We start from the raw sequence: 15,549 nt of genomic DNA on the forward strand, positions 1-15,549 counted from the left end.
AGAACCCGTCCCTGTGTTTTCATTTTAATGGCGAAAGCGCCGATTACATGGAGGTGGTGAGGACCTTCTTCAGCTTGGCGAAGCGGGGGAGAGAGTTCTCCTTGGGGCCGTTGGCCTCGCCCTGGATCAGGGGCAGGACATAGTCGATGAAGGGCTGCTCGATCCCGTTGCCGGCGGCATTGATCCACTCGCGGGGCACCTTCTTCTCGAAGTTGGCCACGATGTCCAGGGGCTCCAGCACGGTCTCGCAGTGATAGCCGCCCTCACGGCTGCACTTGAAGGCCACCATCTTGTCGGTGACGCCGGAGACAGCGGCCTCCACAGCGGCCTTACCGGCGGCAAAGGCCTCCTCGATGTCGGTCTTGGAAGCCACATGGGAGCCGCAGCGCTGGAGCAGGGAGAGCTCGATGCCGCGCACCTTGGCGCCGGTCTTGGACTTGACCACCTCGGCCAGCATGGCAGCCAGGCCGCCCAGCTGGGCATGGCCGAAGCCGTCGGTGGCAGAGGTCTTGGCCTCGGACACGAAGGAGCCATCGGCATAGTGGATGCCCTCGGACACGGCGATCATGCACTTGCCGGTCTTGTTGTAGATGGCCTGCACGTCGGCGATGAAGCGGTCCATGTCAAAGTCGACCTCGGGCAGGTAGATGAGGTCGGGGCCGTAGCCGGCCCAGGTGGCCAGGGCGGCGGAGCCGGCCAGCCAGCCAGCGTGGCGGCCCATGATCTCCACGATGGTGATCATGCCGGTGTCATAGACGTGGGCATCGCGATGCACTTCCATGCAGGAGGTGGCGATGAACTTGGCCGCGGAGGCAAAGCCGGGGCAGTGGTCGGTGCCGTTCAGGTCGTTGTCGATGGTCTTGGGCACGCCGATGATGCGGCACTCATAGCCGGACTTCTGCATGTACTTGGAGATCTTGTTGCAGGTGTCCATGGAGTCGTTGCCGCCGTTATAGAAAAAGTAGCGAACGTCGTATTTTTTGAAGATCTCCAGGATACGCTTATAATCAGTATCGTCCTTGTCGGGGTCGGCCAGCTTGTAGCGGCAGGAGCCCAGCTCAGAAGAGGGGGTATATTTCAACAAATCCAGCTCGGCGGCATCCTCCTGACCCATGTCATAGAGGCGGTCCTCCAGCACACCCTTGATGCCGTGGGCAGCTCCCAGCACCCGAGTGATGTTCCCATTGTCCAGTGCAGTGCGAATTACGCCCAGCGCACTGGCGTTAATCACCGCAGTAGGACCACCGGATTGGCCAATAATGCACGCGCCCTTGAGTTCGTTCATAGCTTAATCCTCCCGTTAAGTGTTTTTTGCGTTGTTTTTGTGCAGTTTTTTCCTTTCTTAACTGAGAAATTTAGATATTTATGTACTCAAATCTAAATTTCGCATTATTATATCATGCCCTCTTGTAATTATCAATGTCTAATGATAAAATCTACTTGTAATTTAAAAAAGGAGATGAGCCTTATGCCTCTCGTTACCACTACTGAAATGTTCAAAAAGGCCTATGACGGCGGATATGCCATTGGTGCATTCAATGTCAACAACATGGAGATCGTTCAGGGCATCACTGAGGCGGCCAAGGAAGTCAATGCTCCCCTGATCCTTCAGGTTTCCAAGGGCGCCCGCGCCTATGCCAACCACACCTACCTGATCAAGCTGGTGGAGGCCGCTATTGAGGAGACCGGTCTGCCCATCTGCCTGCATCTGGACCACGGCGATTCCTTCGAGCTGTGTAAGTCCTGCATCGACGGCGGCTTTACCTCCGTCATGATCGACGCCAGCTCCAAGCCTTTTGCTGAAAACATTGAGATCACCCGCAAGGTCGTCGAGTATGCCCATGACCACGGCGTCGTCGTCGAGGCTGAGCTGGGCGCGCTGGCCGGCGTAGAGGATGAGGTCAACGTCTCCGCCGAGGACTCCCACTACACCCGTCCCGAGGAGGTCGAGGAATTCGTCTCCAAGACCGGCTGTGACTCTCTGGCCATCGCCATCGGCACCAGCCACGGCGCTTACAAGTTCACCGCCGCTCAGTGCACCCGCAATGAGAAGGGCGAGCTGGTTCCCCCTCCGCTGCGCTTCGACATCCTGGACGAGATCGTCAAGCGTCTGCCCGGCTTCCCCATCGTGCTCCACGGTTCTTCCTCCGTGCCCCAGGAGTTCGTGCGGATGATCAACGAGAACGGCGGCAAGATGCCCGACGCTGTCGGCATCCCCGAGGAGCAGCTCCGTCAGGCCGCCCGCGGCGCCGTTTGTAAGATCAACATTGACTCCGATCTGCGCCTGGCCATGACCGGTACCATCCGTCAGTTCTTCAACGAGCATCCCGAGAAGTTCGACCCCCGCGAGTACCTCAAGCCCGCCCGCGCCAACATCAAGGAGCTGGTCAAGCATAAGCTGATCAACGTCCTGGGCTGCGACGGAAAGGCGTAATCGATCCAAGTCTTGAAAAATGCGATGTGTTCCTTTCGAACACATCGCATTTTTTTGCTCTCCGCAGGCGCAATCCGGAGGAATCGGGCATACAATGCTTCGGAAAGGGGAGTGCTGTATGCTGACATTTCCATACGATCGCGTCCGTGCCGTGACTTATGCGCACCAGTGGGCCTATCGCCGGAACCCGCGCTACTACGACTACCAGGACATCGGAGGGGACTGCACCAATTTTGCCTCGCAATGCCTCTATGCCGGGTCCGGCGTCATGAATTTTACGCCCACGTTTGGGTGGTATTACCGCAATGCCAACGATAAAGCGCCTGCATGGAGCGGCGTGGAGTATTTTCGGAATTTTTTGGTGCGGGAAGAGGAGAATGAGGGCCCCTTCGGCAGAGAAGCCCCCATGGCGGACATCAAACCGGGCGATTTTGTCCAATTGGATCTCGGATATGGCCGCTTCAGTCACACTTCCATTGTGGTGGCCGTGGGAAGGCGTCCGAACCCGCAGAATATCCTGGTGGCCACCCATTCCATGGATTCCGATTACCGGCCGCTCCGCTCCTATTCTTACGAAAAAGTGCGCTTTATTCACATATTAGGGGTAAGATCCCTCATTTAATCCCAAAATCAGGCTAAAACAGGGAGGAGGGCAGGGGGGAGAGGCCCCCAAAAACTCATTCCTCTTCCGAAGAGGATTCCGCTTTTTTTCTCCGGATCTGGCCCAGGGGATTGGCCTTTGCGGCGGTCCTCAGATTTTCATTGTCCACGTGGGTATAGATCTGGGTGGTGTTCAGGTTGTCGTGCCCCAGGACTTCCTGCAAGGTACGCACATCCACGCCGTTTTGCAGCATCAGAGTGGCCGCGGTGTGCCGCAGCTTATGGCTGGAGTAGAGCGTGCTGTCCAGGCCGGCCTTTTTCAGACGCTGTTTGACCATATAGTGGACCGCGTCCTTGGTCATACGGGTATGCTTTCGGGTGATGAACAGGGCGTCCGGATCGGCCGAGGCACAGTGGCTGCGTTCCTCCAGCCAGTCATCCAGCGCCTGCCGGCAGGCGTCGTTCAGAAAGAGCACCCGTTCTTTGTTGCCCTTGCCAAGTACGCGGATCTGGTTGTCCCGCACATCGGTCAGATTCAGGGCGACTAACTCGGAAATCCGCATGCCGCAGTTCAAAAAGAGGGTCAGGATGCAGTAATCCCGGGCCTGATTGGGCTCGTCCACGTGTTCCAGCAATTGGATACACTGCTGGAGGTCCAGATACCGGGGCAGCGTTTTTTTCAGCCGCGGGGCATCCAGATCATTCATGGGATTTTCTTCGATCAATTTCGCCTTGCTGGTCAGATACTTATAAAAGGAGCGGATGGTGGCGACTTTCCGGGCACGGGTGGGTGCGCTCAGGCTGCGATCCCGGTCCAGGTAATCCATGAACGCATAGACGTCGGCCAGCGTGACGCTGCGCGCCAATGCGAGATCCACATCGGAAACCGAAATCTCATCCATGGGAGTCTGGGCCGGCACACATTTTTTTTGCAGCTTCATGAAGCGGAAAAAGGTGCGCAGGTCCAGATAATATTCGTCGATCGTTTTTAAAGAGTGACCCTGAATGGTGCGATGATACGTCAAAAAATCACGGATTAATTTCGGAGCTTCGGTACGGTAGTCCAAGGTGCGTCGAATGGGGTTTCAGGGCCCAAATCGGGCCAAAACCGGAGAAGAGCCGGAAAACCCTCCACTCAACTCAACAAAATTTTTATTTTGTTGAGTTGTAAATAGGGGCCCATCGGCACTTCCCCAAACGCCATTCTGTCCTCCTTTCTCGGGTGTCATATCGTTGGTTTCGCGTTATACATCTATCTATGTGCAAAGTTCGTGTTGTACGTCTGTTTTTCTCTTACAGGATGGCAGCCAGCGCCTCCCGGATGTTTTTGACGCGGATCAGCTGCAAGCCATCCGGGATCGACAGCGTGCCGCTGCTGCGCGCCGGGATCAGGCACTTGGTAAAGCCCATCCGGCGCACTTCGCTCAATCGCTGGCCCAGTGCGCTGACCGAACGCAATTCGCCCGTCAGTCCGACCTCTCCAATGGCCGCCAGATCGTTTGGAATGGGCTTATCCCGAAAACTCGATGCCAGCGCCATGATCATGGCCAGATCTGCGGCGGGCTCCTCCAGACTCAGGCCGCCGATCACGTTGATATAGGCGTCGCAGGTGCTGACCATCAGCCCGCCCCGTTTTTCCAGCACGGCCAGCAGCAGCACAGCCCGGTTGAAATCAAAGCCGTTGGAGGTGCGGCGCGGCACGTTGAAGCTGGTGGGCGCCAGCAAGGCCTGCACCTCGGCCAGCACCGGACGCACGCCCTCCATCACACAGGTCACACAGGTGCCCGGCGTATCCTGTGGGCGCCCGTCCAGCAGCATCTCGGATGGATTGGGAACTTCTGACAATCCGTGGTCGGCCATCTCAAAGACCCCGATCTCATTGGTGGCGCCAAACCGGTTTTTCGCGGCCCGCAGGATGCGGTAGGCCATCTGCTGCTCTCCTTCGAAATACAGCACACAGTCCACCATGTGCTCCAGCACTTTCGGACCTGCGATGGAGCCCTCTTTGTTCACGTGTCCAATGACGAAAATAGTCACACCACTCCCCTTTGCCAGCTGCATCAGGGTCATGGTGCACTCCTTCACCTGCCCGACGCTTCCCGGTGCGGTGGAGAGATCTCCATTGTAGAGGGTCTGGATGGAGTCGATGATCAGAATATCCGGATTCAAGGAGTTTACCGCCTCCACTACCTCCTCCAGATTGGTCTCGGAGAGCAGATAAAGTCCGTCGCTGTGGATCTGAAGGCGCTCCGCCCGCAGCTTGATCTGGCGCTCCGACTCCTCCCCGGAGACATAGAGCACCTTGGAAAAGCGGCAGAGATGGTCACAGATCTGGAGCATGAGGGTGGATTTGCCGATGCCCGGCGCACCACCCACCAGGACCAGGGAGCCCTTGACCGCTCCCCCGCCCAGCACCCGGTCCAGCTCGCTCATCCCCGTCTCAAAGCGCAGCTCGTGGGTGGCCTCGATCTCCTTCATCTGCTTGGGCAGTCGGAGCGACGTGCGTCCGCTCTCCCGCATGGATACGCTCATGCTGCTGCCGGCGGCCTTTCGCTTGCTCTCGGCGGGCCGCTCGGTGATGGTGTTCCATGCGTGGCAGGCCGGGCACTGCCCCGCCCATTTGGGCAGCTCGTTTCCGCACTCTGTACAATAAAATTGGACCTTTGCTTTCATCTGTATAAGCTCCTCACATTTGCGTCAGTTCCTGGAGCCAGGCTCCTGACAGCACCACGGCCAGCTGACACTGGTACACGCTGCTGCGGAGCTTTGCCTCCTCCTCCGGATTGGTCAGAAAGCCGCATTCCACCAAAATGGCCCGGCAGGAAATATGATTCATGAGATAGACATCTTTGGAAATGGGCTTGGCGGCCCGCTGGTTGGACGGATCCAGAGTCTCCCGCAGCAGCGTCTGCGTCCGCTCCGCAAAGGGCAGAGTCAGACTCTCGTTGGCATAGAACACCTGCGCGCCATGGTAGGCCCCGTTGGGAAAGGAATTCTGGTGGATGCTCATGAGCGTGGCCTCCGGAAACTGCTCGATCTGCGCCACACGGTTGTGGAGATCAGAGCGTTTTTTCTCCCGCAGGCTCTGGGCCGAGCTGTCATGGAGCGAGCGGTCATCCCGGCGCAGCAGCAGCGGCGGCTGCCCGCAGAAGGCCAGAATATCCTCCATATTGCATGCGATGGCCAGATTGATCCCACTCTCCGGCGTGCCGGTGAGGGAGACCGCTCCCCCATCCTCCCCACCGTGTCCCGCGTCGATGATCAGAAGCTCCGATGGGTCCCCGGAGGCCGGCGCAAAAGCCGGAACCCGTTCCGAGCGATTCGGAAGCAATGCCACCGCCAAAAGCAAGAGCAGCGCGATCCCGGTCCACCGCTTTTTCCGTATGTAGTTCATCCAATCCATAGTCTCCCTCCCCTGCCGTCCCATCTTATGCAACCAGAAGGGCCACTATGTGAAGTAGATTATAACACATATGTTCCATGCAGGCAATTGTTCCCCGGAACGCGCTGTCCTCTCCATCAAGAAACGAGCGCCCGGCGCACAGATCTCTCTGTGTTCCGGGCGCTCTCCTTATTATATTATAAGGTAGAATTACGTAAATTGAGTTATTCTGCCAGGAACCGCTCCAGACGATCCAGGCCCTCCCGGATGTTGTCCATGGAGGTGGCATAGGACCACCGCACGAAGTTCTTGGCGCCGAATCCGGCGCCGGGCACCACCGCCACCAGGCCCTTTTTCAGGAAGGCGTCGGCGAATACGTCGTCATCGGTGATCTCCACGCCCTGGATGGTCTTCCCGATCAGCTGCTCCAGGTTCATCATCACATAGAAGGCGCCCTCCGGGCACAGGCAGCTGACGCCGGGAATGCGGTTCATCCGCTCCACCAGATAGTTGCGCCGCTCCTCAAAGGCCTTGCGCATCTCCTCGATCTTCTCCTGGGGGCCGGACAGCGCCACCGCCGCCGCCTTCTGGGAGATGGCCACGGGAGAGCCAGTGGAGTGGCTGACGTAGTTTGCCATCACCTTGGCGATCCGGTCATTGGCACAGGCATAGCCGATTCTCCAGCCAGTCATGGCGTAGGACTTGGACACACCGTTGATGAGGATGGTCAGCTCCTTGGCCTCGGGGCTCAGGCTGGCGAAGCTGGTGAACTTCCGTCCGTCATAGAGCAGGCCATAGTAGATCTCATCGCTGATCACATACACGTCATTGGCAACGCAGACCTGGGCAATGTCCTCCAGCTCCTCCCTGCTGTACGCCATACCGGTGGGATTGGAGGGGTTATTCAGGATCAGGGCCTTGGTCTTGGGCGTGATGGCAGCGGCCAGCTTTTCCTTGCTCAGTTTGAAGTGCTCCGCCTCGGTGGCTGTCACAACCACGGGCACGCCGCCCACCATCCGAATGAGCTCGATGTAGCTGACCCAGTAAGGCGCGGGCAGGATGACCTCATCGCCGGGGTTGACCAGCGCGCGCAGCGCCAGATAGACCGCATGCTTGGCGCCGCTGGTCGCCACCACCTGGTTGGGCTTATACTGCACGCCGCAGTCGGCCGCGATGCGGTCACAGACCGCCTGGCGCAGCTCCACGGTACCGGCCGCAGGCGTATAGCGGGTCACATTCTGCTCAATGGCCTGAATGCCCGCCGCCTTGATCTCGTCCGGCGTATTAAAATCCGGCTCGCCCGCACCAAAGCCAATGACATCAATGCCGTCCGCCTTCATCTGCTTAAACAGGGAATCGATGGCCATGGTGGTGGAAGCCTGGACAGACTCTGCAATTCGGGATAGCTCTTTCAATGTGGATCTCCTCCAACTCCAAAATTCCGTTCTGTATGTTATTATATGTTCCTTCCCTCAAAAATGCAAGTACGATTTTCAAAACTTTCAAAATTTGATTTTTACGATAGCTCCCTGCGGATTACAGGGCAGAAAAGAAGGGCCTCTTGTTCCTTTTTCCAAAAGAACCGGAAGCCCTTCCCTGTTTCTGCATGTTTACTGTCATTTCTGCCCGGCCGATACGGAATTCCTTCACATACGCCGGTGCCGGAGCGCCTGATTTTTCTGGTAGATGAGAAAGAGTCCATCCAGGAGCAAATCTGCATTATAGACGATGGAATGCCTGCAATGCTTCAAAATATCCGGCACAGCGGTTCCCGTCGCGATGATGGAGGCAATGGACATGCCGCTGTCCGCCTCGATCCGATCGATCATGCCGTCGATCATGCTGGCATTTCCGTAGACCACGCCGGAGCGCATGGCGTTGACGGTATTGTGCCCCAGCAGACTCTCGGGCGCCTCGATGGAGATGTGGGGCAGCTCGGCCGCCGCCTGAGACAGGGCCTCCACCGCCACCCGAACGCCGGGCATGATGATGCAGCCCTCATAGCTGTTCCCCTGCAAAAGAGACATGGTGATGGCCGTTCCCATATCAATGACGATCAGGGGTGAGGGATAGCGCGCGATGGCGGCCACCGAGAAGGCGACAATGTCGCTTCCCAGCTGTGCATGGAGGTCGGACTTGATATTCAGTCCCGTCTTGACCCCCGGTCCCATGACCATAGGCTTCTTCCCTGCCACGAACTCCGCCGCGCCGCAGATGGCCGCCGTGACGGGCGGCACCACGCTGGAGATCATGATCCCGCTGGTGTCCGCCACACTCGCCCCGTGGAGCCGAAAGACATCCAGAAGCTGGATGGCCCACTGGTCCTGAGTCGCGCTCTTATAGGTCGGCAGGACGGAACGAAATACCAGCGTCCCATCCTGCCGGAACAGCCCAATTGTGGTATTGGAATTGCCCACGTCGATCGTTAAAACCAAGCCTGTCACTTCCCTTTCGTATTCCATGTCGATTGTAACAGACTTTTGTTTTTCTGACAAGCATGGGCCTCTTTTGCGAACGGATTTTTCCCCCGTACCTTTTATGCCCGCAGCTTCTGGCAGATCAGGTCGCCCATCTGCTTGGTGCCGATGGGGGTGACACCGGCCTCTGCGATGTCGGCGGTCCGCCAGCCGTCGGCCAGCACACCGTCCACAGCGGCCTCGATGGCGCTGGCCTCCGCCTCCAGGTGGAAGGAGTAGCGCATCATCATGGCCACGGACAGGATGGTGGCGATGGGATTGGCCTTGTCCTGGCCCGCGATGTCCGGGGCAGAGCCGTGGATGGGCTCATAGAGGCCGGGGGCGCTGTCTCCGATGGAGGCCGAGGGCAACAGCCCGATGGAGCCGGTCACCATGCTGGCCTCGTCGGAGAGGATGTCGCCGAACATATTCTCGGTCACCACCACGTCGAACTGCCCCGGCGCACGGACCAGCTGCATGGCGCAGTTGTCGACCAGGACGTCCTCATAGGCCACATCCGGATACTCCTCCGCCAGACGGTGCATCACAGAGCGCCACAGGCGGGAGGTCTCCAGCACATTGGCCTTGTCTACGCTGGAGACCTTCTTCCGGCGCAGGCGGGCCAGCTCAAAGGCACGGCGGCCGATGCGCTCGATCTCCATCTCGGAGTAGGCCATGCGGTCGGCGCACTCCATCCCCCGGTCCTCGGTCTGGTACTTCTCCCGCTGACCGAAGTAGATGCCGCCGGTCAGCTCACGGACCATGAGCAGGTCGATCCCCTGCTCCGCCGTCTCCTTCTTCAGGGGGCAGGCATCCGCCATGGCCGGACGCAGGGCCGCGGGACGCAGGTTGGCATACAGACCCAGGTCCCGGCGAATGGCCAGCAGGGCAGTCTCCGGCCGCTCCTCCGCCGGGCGGTCCGAGCCCCACTTGGGTCCGCCCACCGCGCCCAGAAGGACTGCGTCGCAGGCCTTGCATTTCTCCGCCGTTCCGTCCGGGTAGCTCTTCCCCACCGCATCGGTGGCGCAGCCGCCCAGGAGCACGTCCGTATAGGTAAAGGTATGTCCGAACCGCTCACCCACGGCATCCAGAACCTTGACAGCCTCGCCCACCACTTCGGGGCCAATGCCGTCTCCGCGGATCAGTGCGATCTTAAAGTCCATTGTTGTGTCCTCCCCTCTTATTTGGCCACTCCGCGCACCTTCAGGGAGCGGAGCAGGCCGCCGTTGTCAATGATCTCGCTGACAAAGGCCGGGAAGGGCGCGGCCTGGTACTCCTTCCCCGTGGTCTCGTCCACGATCTTTCCGGTGGCAAAGTCCACCTTGACCTGATCGCCGGCCTGGATCTCGGCCGCAGCCTCCGGGCACTCCATGATGGGGAACCCGATGTTGATGGAGTTGCGGTAGAAGATCCGCGCAAAAGAGGCCGCGATGACGCACTTCACGCCGCACGCCTTGATGGAGAGGGGCGCATGCTCCCGGGAAGAACCGCAGCCGAAGTTGGCCCCGCCCACGATGATGTCGCCCGGCTGCACGGTCTTGGCAAAGTCCGCGTCGATATCCTCCATACAGTGGGAGGCCAGGGCTTTGGGATCGGGATTGTTCAGATGGCGGGCCGGAATGATCACGTCGGTATCCACGTTGTCGCCATATTTAAAGACCTTCATGGTTGACTTCCTTTCTGTTCCAGTATCGGCGCTTACAGCGTCTGGGGATTTGCCACACAGCCCGCCACCGCGGAGGCCGCGGCCACCGCCGGGCTGGCCAGGATGATCTCCGAGCTCACCGGTCCCATGCGGCCCACGAAATTGCGGTTGGTGGTGGAGATGGCCCGCTCGCCGTCGGAGAGCACGCCCATGTGTCCGCCCAGGCAGGGGCCGCAGGTGGGCGTGGAGACGGCGCATCCCGCTTCAATGAAGATCTGGATCAGACCCTCGGCCATGGCGTCCAGCATGATCTGCTGGGTGGCCGGGAACACGATGCAGCGCACGCCGTCGTGGACCTTGCGTCCCTTCAGGACCTCGGCCGCCTTGCGCATGTCCTCCAGACGGCCGTTGGTGCAGGAGCCGATGACGACCTGCTGGATGGGGGTCCCGGCCACTTCGTCCACGCTGCGGGTGTTGGAGGGCAGGTGGGGCAGCGCCACCGTAGGCTGGAGGGTGTTGAGATCGATCTCGATCTCCCGCTCGTACACCGCGTCCGGGTCGGCCTCAAAGGCCTCCCACTCCCGGCTGACCCGGCCCTGGAGATAGGCTCGGGTGGTGTCGTCCACGGGGAAGATGCCGTTCTTCGCGCCGGCCTCAATGGCCATGTTGGAAATGGTGAAGCGGTCATCCATGGAGAGGGCGGCCACTCCGTCGCCGGTAAACTCCAGCGAGCGGTAGAGGGCGCCGTCCACCCCGATCATGCCGATCAGGTGCAGGATCAGGTCCTTGCCCGACACATAGGGGCGGAAGGAGCCGTGCAGGGTCACCTTGATGGCGGAGGGCACCTTGAACCAGGCAAGGCCCGTGGCCATTCCGGCCGCCATATCGGTAGAGCCCACGCCGGTGGAAAACGCGCCCAGCGCGCCGTAGGTACAGGTGTGGGAGTCGGCGCCGATCACCACCTCACCGGGGGCGACCAGGCCCTTTTCCGGCAGAAGAGCGTGCTCCACGCCCATCTGGCCCACGTCATAGAAGTGGGTGATCTGGAAGCGCTGCGCAAAGGAGCGCGCCTGGGCGCACAGCTGCGCGGACTTGATGTCCTTGCAGGGGGTGGAGTGATCCAGAACAATCGCGATCTTATCCCGATCAAAGACCTGCGTCAGGCCGGCCTTTTCAAATTCCGTAATCGCCACAGGGGTCGTGATATCGTTTCCCAGGACCAGATCCAGCTTCCCCTCAATCAGCTGCCCGGCCTCCACCGCGGATACGCCGGCATGCTTTGCCAAGATTTTTTGGGTCATTGTCATTCCCATGATCCATTCCTCCTGTGTATGGTTTTGTGCTTTTTATTATGACAGGTTTCTTGCGGAAAGAATGTAAACTGTGATACAATTAAAACAATACAGTACATCGGAGGACTTCGCATATGGATGTATGGGCGCCTCTTGCCGAGGGCAAAAAGCCTCAGCTCTACGCTCCGGGGCAACTCATTTATTTACAGGGGACCGAAGCGTCCCAATTTTACTACATCATGGACGGGACCGTAAAATGCTTCCTGAGCGCAGAATCGGGAGAGGAGCGGATCCTGACCTTTCACTATGGCGGCGAGCTGATCGGAGAGGCTTCGTTCTTCGACCGTCAGCCCCGGGTCTCCTCTGCGGTGGCGGTCACCCCCTGCTCCCTGGTCGTCGTGGACCGGGCGCACCTTCAGCAGGTCTTTGAAAAGCATCCGGACCTTGCCATCCCCATGCTGGAGTATCTGGCCCGGACGGTCCGGCTCCTCTCCGTCCATGTGGACAGCACCTTTCTCCAGGCGGACCAGCGGATCGCACGGCATCTGCTCTCCCTCTCCGCCGCTTCCGACCGCGGGGAGATCCTCTGTACCCATGAGGAGATCGGCGCGTCGGTGGGGGTCAGCCGGGTGACGGTCAGCCGGGTCCTGGGGGAATTTGTCCGCCTGGGCTGGATCAAAACCGGGTACCGCACCGTTCAGATCCTCCGCCGGCGGGCATTGGAACAACTGGTGGAGCGCGGCTCCCAGGAAGCGCACTGATAAGATAAGAAAGGCGTAAGAAAGACGCAGGTGATGGATGCTCTCCTCACCTGCGTCTTTTTCATCGGTTGATTCGGTTATCCGGTCACTCAGCTGGGAAAGACCTCAGCAAAGGTCCGCTTCTCCTCGATGGCCTGTATCATCTCGCCCATGCGGGACAGATCTCCCAGCAGGATCACGCCGCACAGCGCGCCGTTGGCAAAGTAATAGCGCTCCAGATGTCCCTGGGTGTCCTGGCGGATCTCCACGGTCTTATAGGATATACCCGGTGTCTTGCCCGGGTCTCCCAGGGAAAAGAGCTCCGTCCCCATGCCATGGAAGGCCAGCACCGGCGTGATGGGCTGATAGGTCACCAGATCTCCGGTGGCACAGGCGCCTGCCACCTTGCCCTGGGCCTGGGCTTCCGGCCACAGGGCGTAGTTGACGCCCTGGAACTGCGCGCAGTCTCCGCAGGCATAGACGCCGGGCACATTGGTCTCCATGGACTCGTTGACCACGATGGCCCGGTCCACCGTGATCCCGGCCTCCTGCGCAATGGCGGTGTTGGCCCGCACGCCGCAGGAGATGACCACCAGGTCCGCGGGGATGACCTCACCGTTCTCCAGACGCACGCCGCTGACCGCTCCATCCCCTTCGATGGCCGCGATCTTGACGCCGGTCTCCACGCGCACGCCCTGCCCGCCGCACTGCTTCAGCAGAAGCGTGGCGGCCTGGTCATCCAGCTGGCGGGCCATGATCTGGGGGGCCAGCTCCAGGACGGTCACCTCGCATTTTGCCTTGCGCAGCTCCCAGGCGGCCTCCAGGCCCAGCACGCCGCCGCCAACCACCACGGCCCGGCGGAGCTGGTTCCCCATGGCCTGGATCTTCTCCACGTCGGAGATGCGCCGGATGGCCACCACGCCCGCCTGCTCATGGCCGGGGATGGGCGGAATAAAGCTCTCGCTGCCCAGGGCAAAAATCAGCTTCGTGTAGGGCAGGCGGTAATCCCCGTCCAGGGTGACCTCCTTGCCCTTCGTGTCCACCGAGAGGACCTTGCGGTGCAGGATGGGCACGATCTGCTGGGCCTCATACCATCCGGCGGGATGGAGGGCGATCTGCTCCTCGCTCAGGCCGGAGAGCATGGCCTTGGTCAGCATGGGTCTCTGGTAGGACGGTCCCTCGTCGGACAGGAGCAGGATGCGCCCGGTCTTGTCCCGCTCCCGGATGGCCTCCGCGGCGTTGACGCCCGCGCAGCCGTTGCCCAGGATCACATAGGTGTTCTGGGTGTCGTTGCGGAAGGTGACCTCGTCCAGCTCTACCTCCACAAACTTCTCCCGGCCCACGCCGCACACCGGGCAGGTGTCCAGGGAGGCGTCAAAGATCTCGCCGCAGACCAGACATTTCACCAGCTTGCGGCCCCGCTTCTTCTCCTCCTTCTGCTTGGTCTCCCGGACCGGGACATAGTATTCCGGCCCCACGCCGCAGACCGGACACTTCTCCTTGTCTCCGTCGAAAACGGCCCCGCAGATCTTGCAGCGTACCTTTTCCGCCTTCTCCTGATCCGCGGTCTCCCCGGCCAGGGGCACAAAATGCTCCTTGCCCACCTTACAGACCGGGCAGACCTCCGTTCCCTCGTCAAAGACCGCGCCGCAGATGGCGCACTTTACCTTCCGCGCCGGTGCACGCGGCACATCGTCCGCCTGCTTCAGCAGTGTCTCACCAAAGCGCACGCCAAATTCCCTGGCCTGCTCCAGCTCTGCCCCGCTGGGCTTGAAGCGGACCCGGAAGCCCTCCACCGTTTTTAGCTTCAGCTGCTTCAGGCGCTCCATGATGTGGGGCACGCCCTCGCCGCTCCAGCCGTAGCTTCCAAAGGCACTGGCCAGCTTTCCGCCATGGGTGGCCGCGAACATGCCGCTGGTCAGATCCCAGATGGGCCGCAGGGCCTCCCCCACAATGGTGGGCGTGCCAAAGAGAATTCCGTCTGCATAGAGGAGTTCCTCCCCCACCTGAGCGGGATCTGCCTTTACCATATCATAGAGGCGCACATCCACCGCGCCGCTTGCCTGGATGCCCTCCGCAATGGCCTGAGCCAGCATGCCGGTATAGCCGTAGGCGCTCACATAGGGGATGATGACCGTCGGTCTGGGGTTGGGATTCCGGACGGCAGACCACTCCTCATAGGTCTGGAACATCCAGTCGATGTCCTGATCCAGAACCGGCCCGTGTCCCGGACAGATCATGTCCACCGCAAGGGGCTTGACCCGCTGGAGCGCCTTGCGCATAAAAGACTTGTAGGGGCCGATGATACAGTCAAAGTAGTACTTCGCGGCCCGGCGGTAGCCCTCCCGGTCGGTGACCGAGCTGAGAAGCACGCCGTCCATGGCATAGTGGGAGCCGAAGGAATCGCAGGTGACAAGGACCCGATCCTGGGGGATATAGGTATACATGGTATCCGGCCAGTGGAGGTTAGGCACCACGATAAATTCCAGCGTCTTGTCATCCACCGTCAGCGACTGCCCGTCTTTGATGGGAATGGAATAAAAATCACGGTTTACGATCTCCCGGAGAAATTGCAGCGCACAGCCTGTCCCCACGATCTTCAGACGGGGATTGAGCTCCAGCAGCCGCTCGATACTTCCGCTGTGGTCGGGCTCCGTATGGCTGACCACCAGATAGTCCACCTCTTCAATGGGAGTGATCTCCCCCACCTTCTTGAGCCAGCTCTCCAGACACTTGGCCTTTGCGGTCTCAAAGAGGACCGTGTGGTGCTGGGTTTTCAGGACATAGGAATTATAGGTCGTTCCGTACTCCGTGTACATAATGATGTCAAATACCCGGAGGTCATGGTCGATCGCGCCTGTAAAATACAGTCCCGGCTTTAACTCGAATGCTTCCATTTGAGGCACCCCTTTTCCACCATATTTTGCGTGGGTCATGTTTATTGTACTATATATACCAAAAAGTGCAAGCTATTTCCCCTCTGCTCCTGCCATTTGTATG

13 protein-coding genes are annotated in these 15,549 nt (G+C 59.8%); 3 read left to right on the forward strand and 10 right to left on the reverse strand.

Going from position 1 to position 15,549, the window contains the following annotated elements:
* Positions 1-43: 43 nt before the first annotated feature.
* Positions 44-1,285 (reverse strand): 6-phosphofructokinase, encoded by a 1,242-nt coding sequence (locus INF37_RS04740; protein WP_186963832.1) that lies wholly within the window; start codon positions 1,283-1,285, stop codon positions 44-46.
* Between the two features lie 183 nt (positions 1,286-1,468).
* Between INF37_RS04740 and fba the strand changes: the two genes are divergently transcribed.
* Both fba and INF37_RS04750 read left to right on the forward strand, forming a co-directional pair.
* On the forward strand, positions 1,469-2,434 hold the full coding sequence (gene fba, locus INF37_RS04745) for a class II fructose-1,6-bisphosphate aldolase (protein WP_186963831.1): 966 nt from the start codon (positions 1,469-1,471) through the stop codon (positions 2,432-2,434).
* 118 nt (positions 2,435-2,552) lie between these two features.
* The gene (locus INF37_RS04750) at positions 2,553-3,056 is read left to right on the forward strand and encodes an amidase domain-containing protein (protein WP_186963830.1); all 504 of its coding nucleotides are present in this window, start codon (positions 2,553-2,555) and stop codon (positions 3,054-3,056) included.
* 55 nt (positions 3,057-3,111) lie between these two features.
* Here the strand turns inward: INF37_RS04750 and INF37_RS04755 are convergent, their stop codons facing one another.
* From INF37_RS04755 to leuC, 8 genes are all read right to left on the reverse strand, one after another.
* A complete protein-coding gene (locus INF37_RS04755) occupies positions 3,112-4,059 on the reverse strand; it encodes a tyrosine recombinase XerC (protein WP_235964213.1) in 948 nt (315 codons plus the stop codon).
* Between the two features lie 268 nt (positions 4,060-4,327).
* Positions 4,328-5,707 carry a DNA repair protein RadA gene (radA, locus tag INF37_RS04760; protein ID WP_193536763.1) on the reverse strand — a complete coding sequence of 460 codons (1,380 nt, stop codon included), beginning with the start codon at positions 5,705-5,707 and terminating at the stop codon, positions 4,328-4,330.
* A gap of 13 nt (positions 5,708-5,720) precedes the next feature.
* The gene (locus INF37_RS04765; protein WP_235964214.1) at positions 5,721-6,437 is read right to left on the reverse strand and encodes an N-acetylmuramoyl-L-alanine amidase; all 717 of its coding nucleotides are present in this window, start codon (positions 6,435-6,437) and stop codon (positions 5,721-5,723) included.
* 203 nt (positions 6,438-6,640) lie between these two features.
* Positions 6,641-7,831, reverse strand: coding sequence for a pyridoxal phosphate-dependent aminotransferase (locus tag INF37_RS04770; RefSeq protein ID WP_235964215.1), 1,191 nt, complete (start codon positions 7,829-7,831; stop codon positions 6,641-6,643).
* Positions 7,832-8,062: 231 nt separating this feature from the next.
* Positions 8,063-8,851: a type III pantothenate kinase gene (locus INF37_RS04775; protein WP_101693100.1), complete on the reverse strand. Its 789-nt coding sequence runs from the start codon at positions 8,849-8,851 to the stop codon at positions 8,063-8,065.
* A gap of 101 nt (positions 8,852-8,952) precedes the next feature.
* Entirely contained in the window at positions 8,953-10,035 is a 1,083-nt protein-coding gene (leuB, locus tag INF37_RS04780) for a 3-isopropylmalate dehydrogenase (RefSeq protein ID WP_186963827.1), read from the reverse strand.
* Between the two features lie 17 nt (positions 10,036-10,052).
* Positions 10,053-10,538: a 3-isopropylmalate dehydratase small subunit gene (locus INF37_RS04785; RefSeq protein ID WP_186963826.1), complete on the reverse strand. Its 486-nt coding sequence runs from the start codon at positions 10,536-10,538 to the stop codon at positions 10,053-10,055.
* 32 nt (positions 10,539-10,570) lie between these two features.
* Complete coding sequence (gene leuC, locus INF37_RS04790) at positions 10,571-11,830, reverse strand: 3-isopropylmalate dehydratase large subunit (RefSeq protein ID WP_101693103.1); 1,260 nt, start codon at positions 11,828-11,830, stop codon at positions 10,571-10,573.
* Between the two features lie 113 nt (positions 11,831-11,943).
* Between leuC and INF37_RS04795 the strand changes: the two genes are divergently transcribed.
* Positions 11,944-12,570 (forward strand): Crp/Fnr family transcriptional regulator, encoded by a 627-nt coding sequence (locus INF37_RS04795; protein ID WP_101693104.1) that lies wholly within the window; start codon positions 11,944-11,946, stop codon positions 12,568-12,570.
* An 89-nt stretch (positions 12,571-12,659) separates the two neighbouring features.
* On the opposite strand, the gene INF37_RS04800 is transcribed toward INF37_RS04795, so the two are convergent.
* Positions 12,660-15,446, reverse strand: coding sequence for an FAD-dependent oxidoreductase (locus INF37_RS04800; RefSeq protein WP_193536765.1), 2,787 nt, complete (start codon positions 15,444-15,446; stop codon positions 12,660-12,662).
* Positions 15,447-15,549: the final 103 nt, after the last annotated feature.

The organism is Pseudoflavonifractor gallinarum, from assembly GCF_014982855.1.
Lineage (GTDB): Bacteria > Bacillota > Clostridia > Oscillospirales > Oscillospiraceae > Pseudoflavonifractor_A > Pseudoflavonifractor_A gallinarum.

Coding starts and splice junctions, on each gene's coding strand:
- INF37_RS04740 (WP_186963832.1), bottom strand. CDS start 1,285: ATGAACGAACTCAAGGGCGCGTGCATTATTGGCCAATCCGGTGGTCCT.
- fba (WP_186963831.1), top strand. CDS start 1,469: ATGCCTCTCGTTACCACTACTGAAATGTTCAAAAAGGCCTATGACGGC.
- INF37_RS04750 (WP_186963830.1), top strand. CDS start 2,553: ATGCTGACATTTCCATACGATCGCGTCCGTGCCGTGACTTATGCGCAC.
- radA (WP_193536763.1), bottom strand. CDS start 5,707: ATGAAAGCAAAGGTCCAATTTTATTGTACAGAGTGCGGAAACGAGCTG.
- INF37_RS04765 (WP_235964214.1), bottom strand. CDS start 6,437: ATGGATTGGATGAACTACATACGGAAAAAGCGGTGGACCGGGATCGCG.
- leuB (WP_186963827.1), bottom strand. CDS start 10,035: ATGGACTTTAAGATCGCACTGATCCGCGGAGACGGCATTGGCCCCGAA.
- INF37_RS04785 (WP_186963826.1), bottom strand. CDS start 10,538: ATGAAGGTCTTTAAATATGGCGACAACGTGGATACCGACGTGATCATT.
- leuC (WP_101693103.1), bottom strand. CDS start 11,830: ATGGGAATGACAATGACCCAAAAAATCTTGGCAAAGCATGCCGGCGTA.
- INF37_RS04795 (WP_101693104.1), top strand. CDS start 11,944: ATGGATGTATGGGCGCCTCTTGCCGAGGGCAAAAAGCCTCAGCTCTAC.
- INF37_RS04800 (WP_193536765.1), bottom strand. CDS start 15,446: ATGGAAGCATTCGAGTTAAAGCCGGGACTGTATTTTACAGGCGCGATC.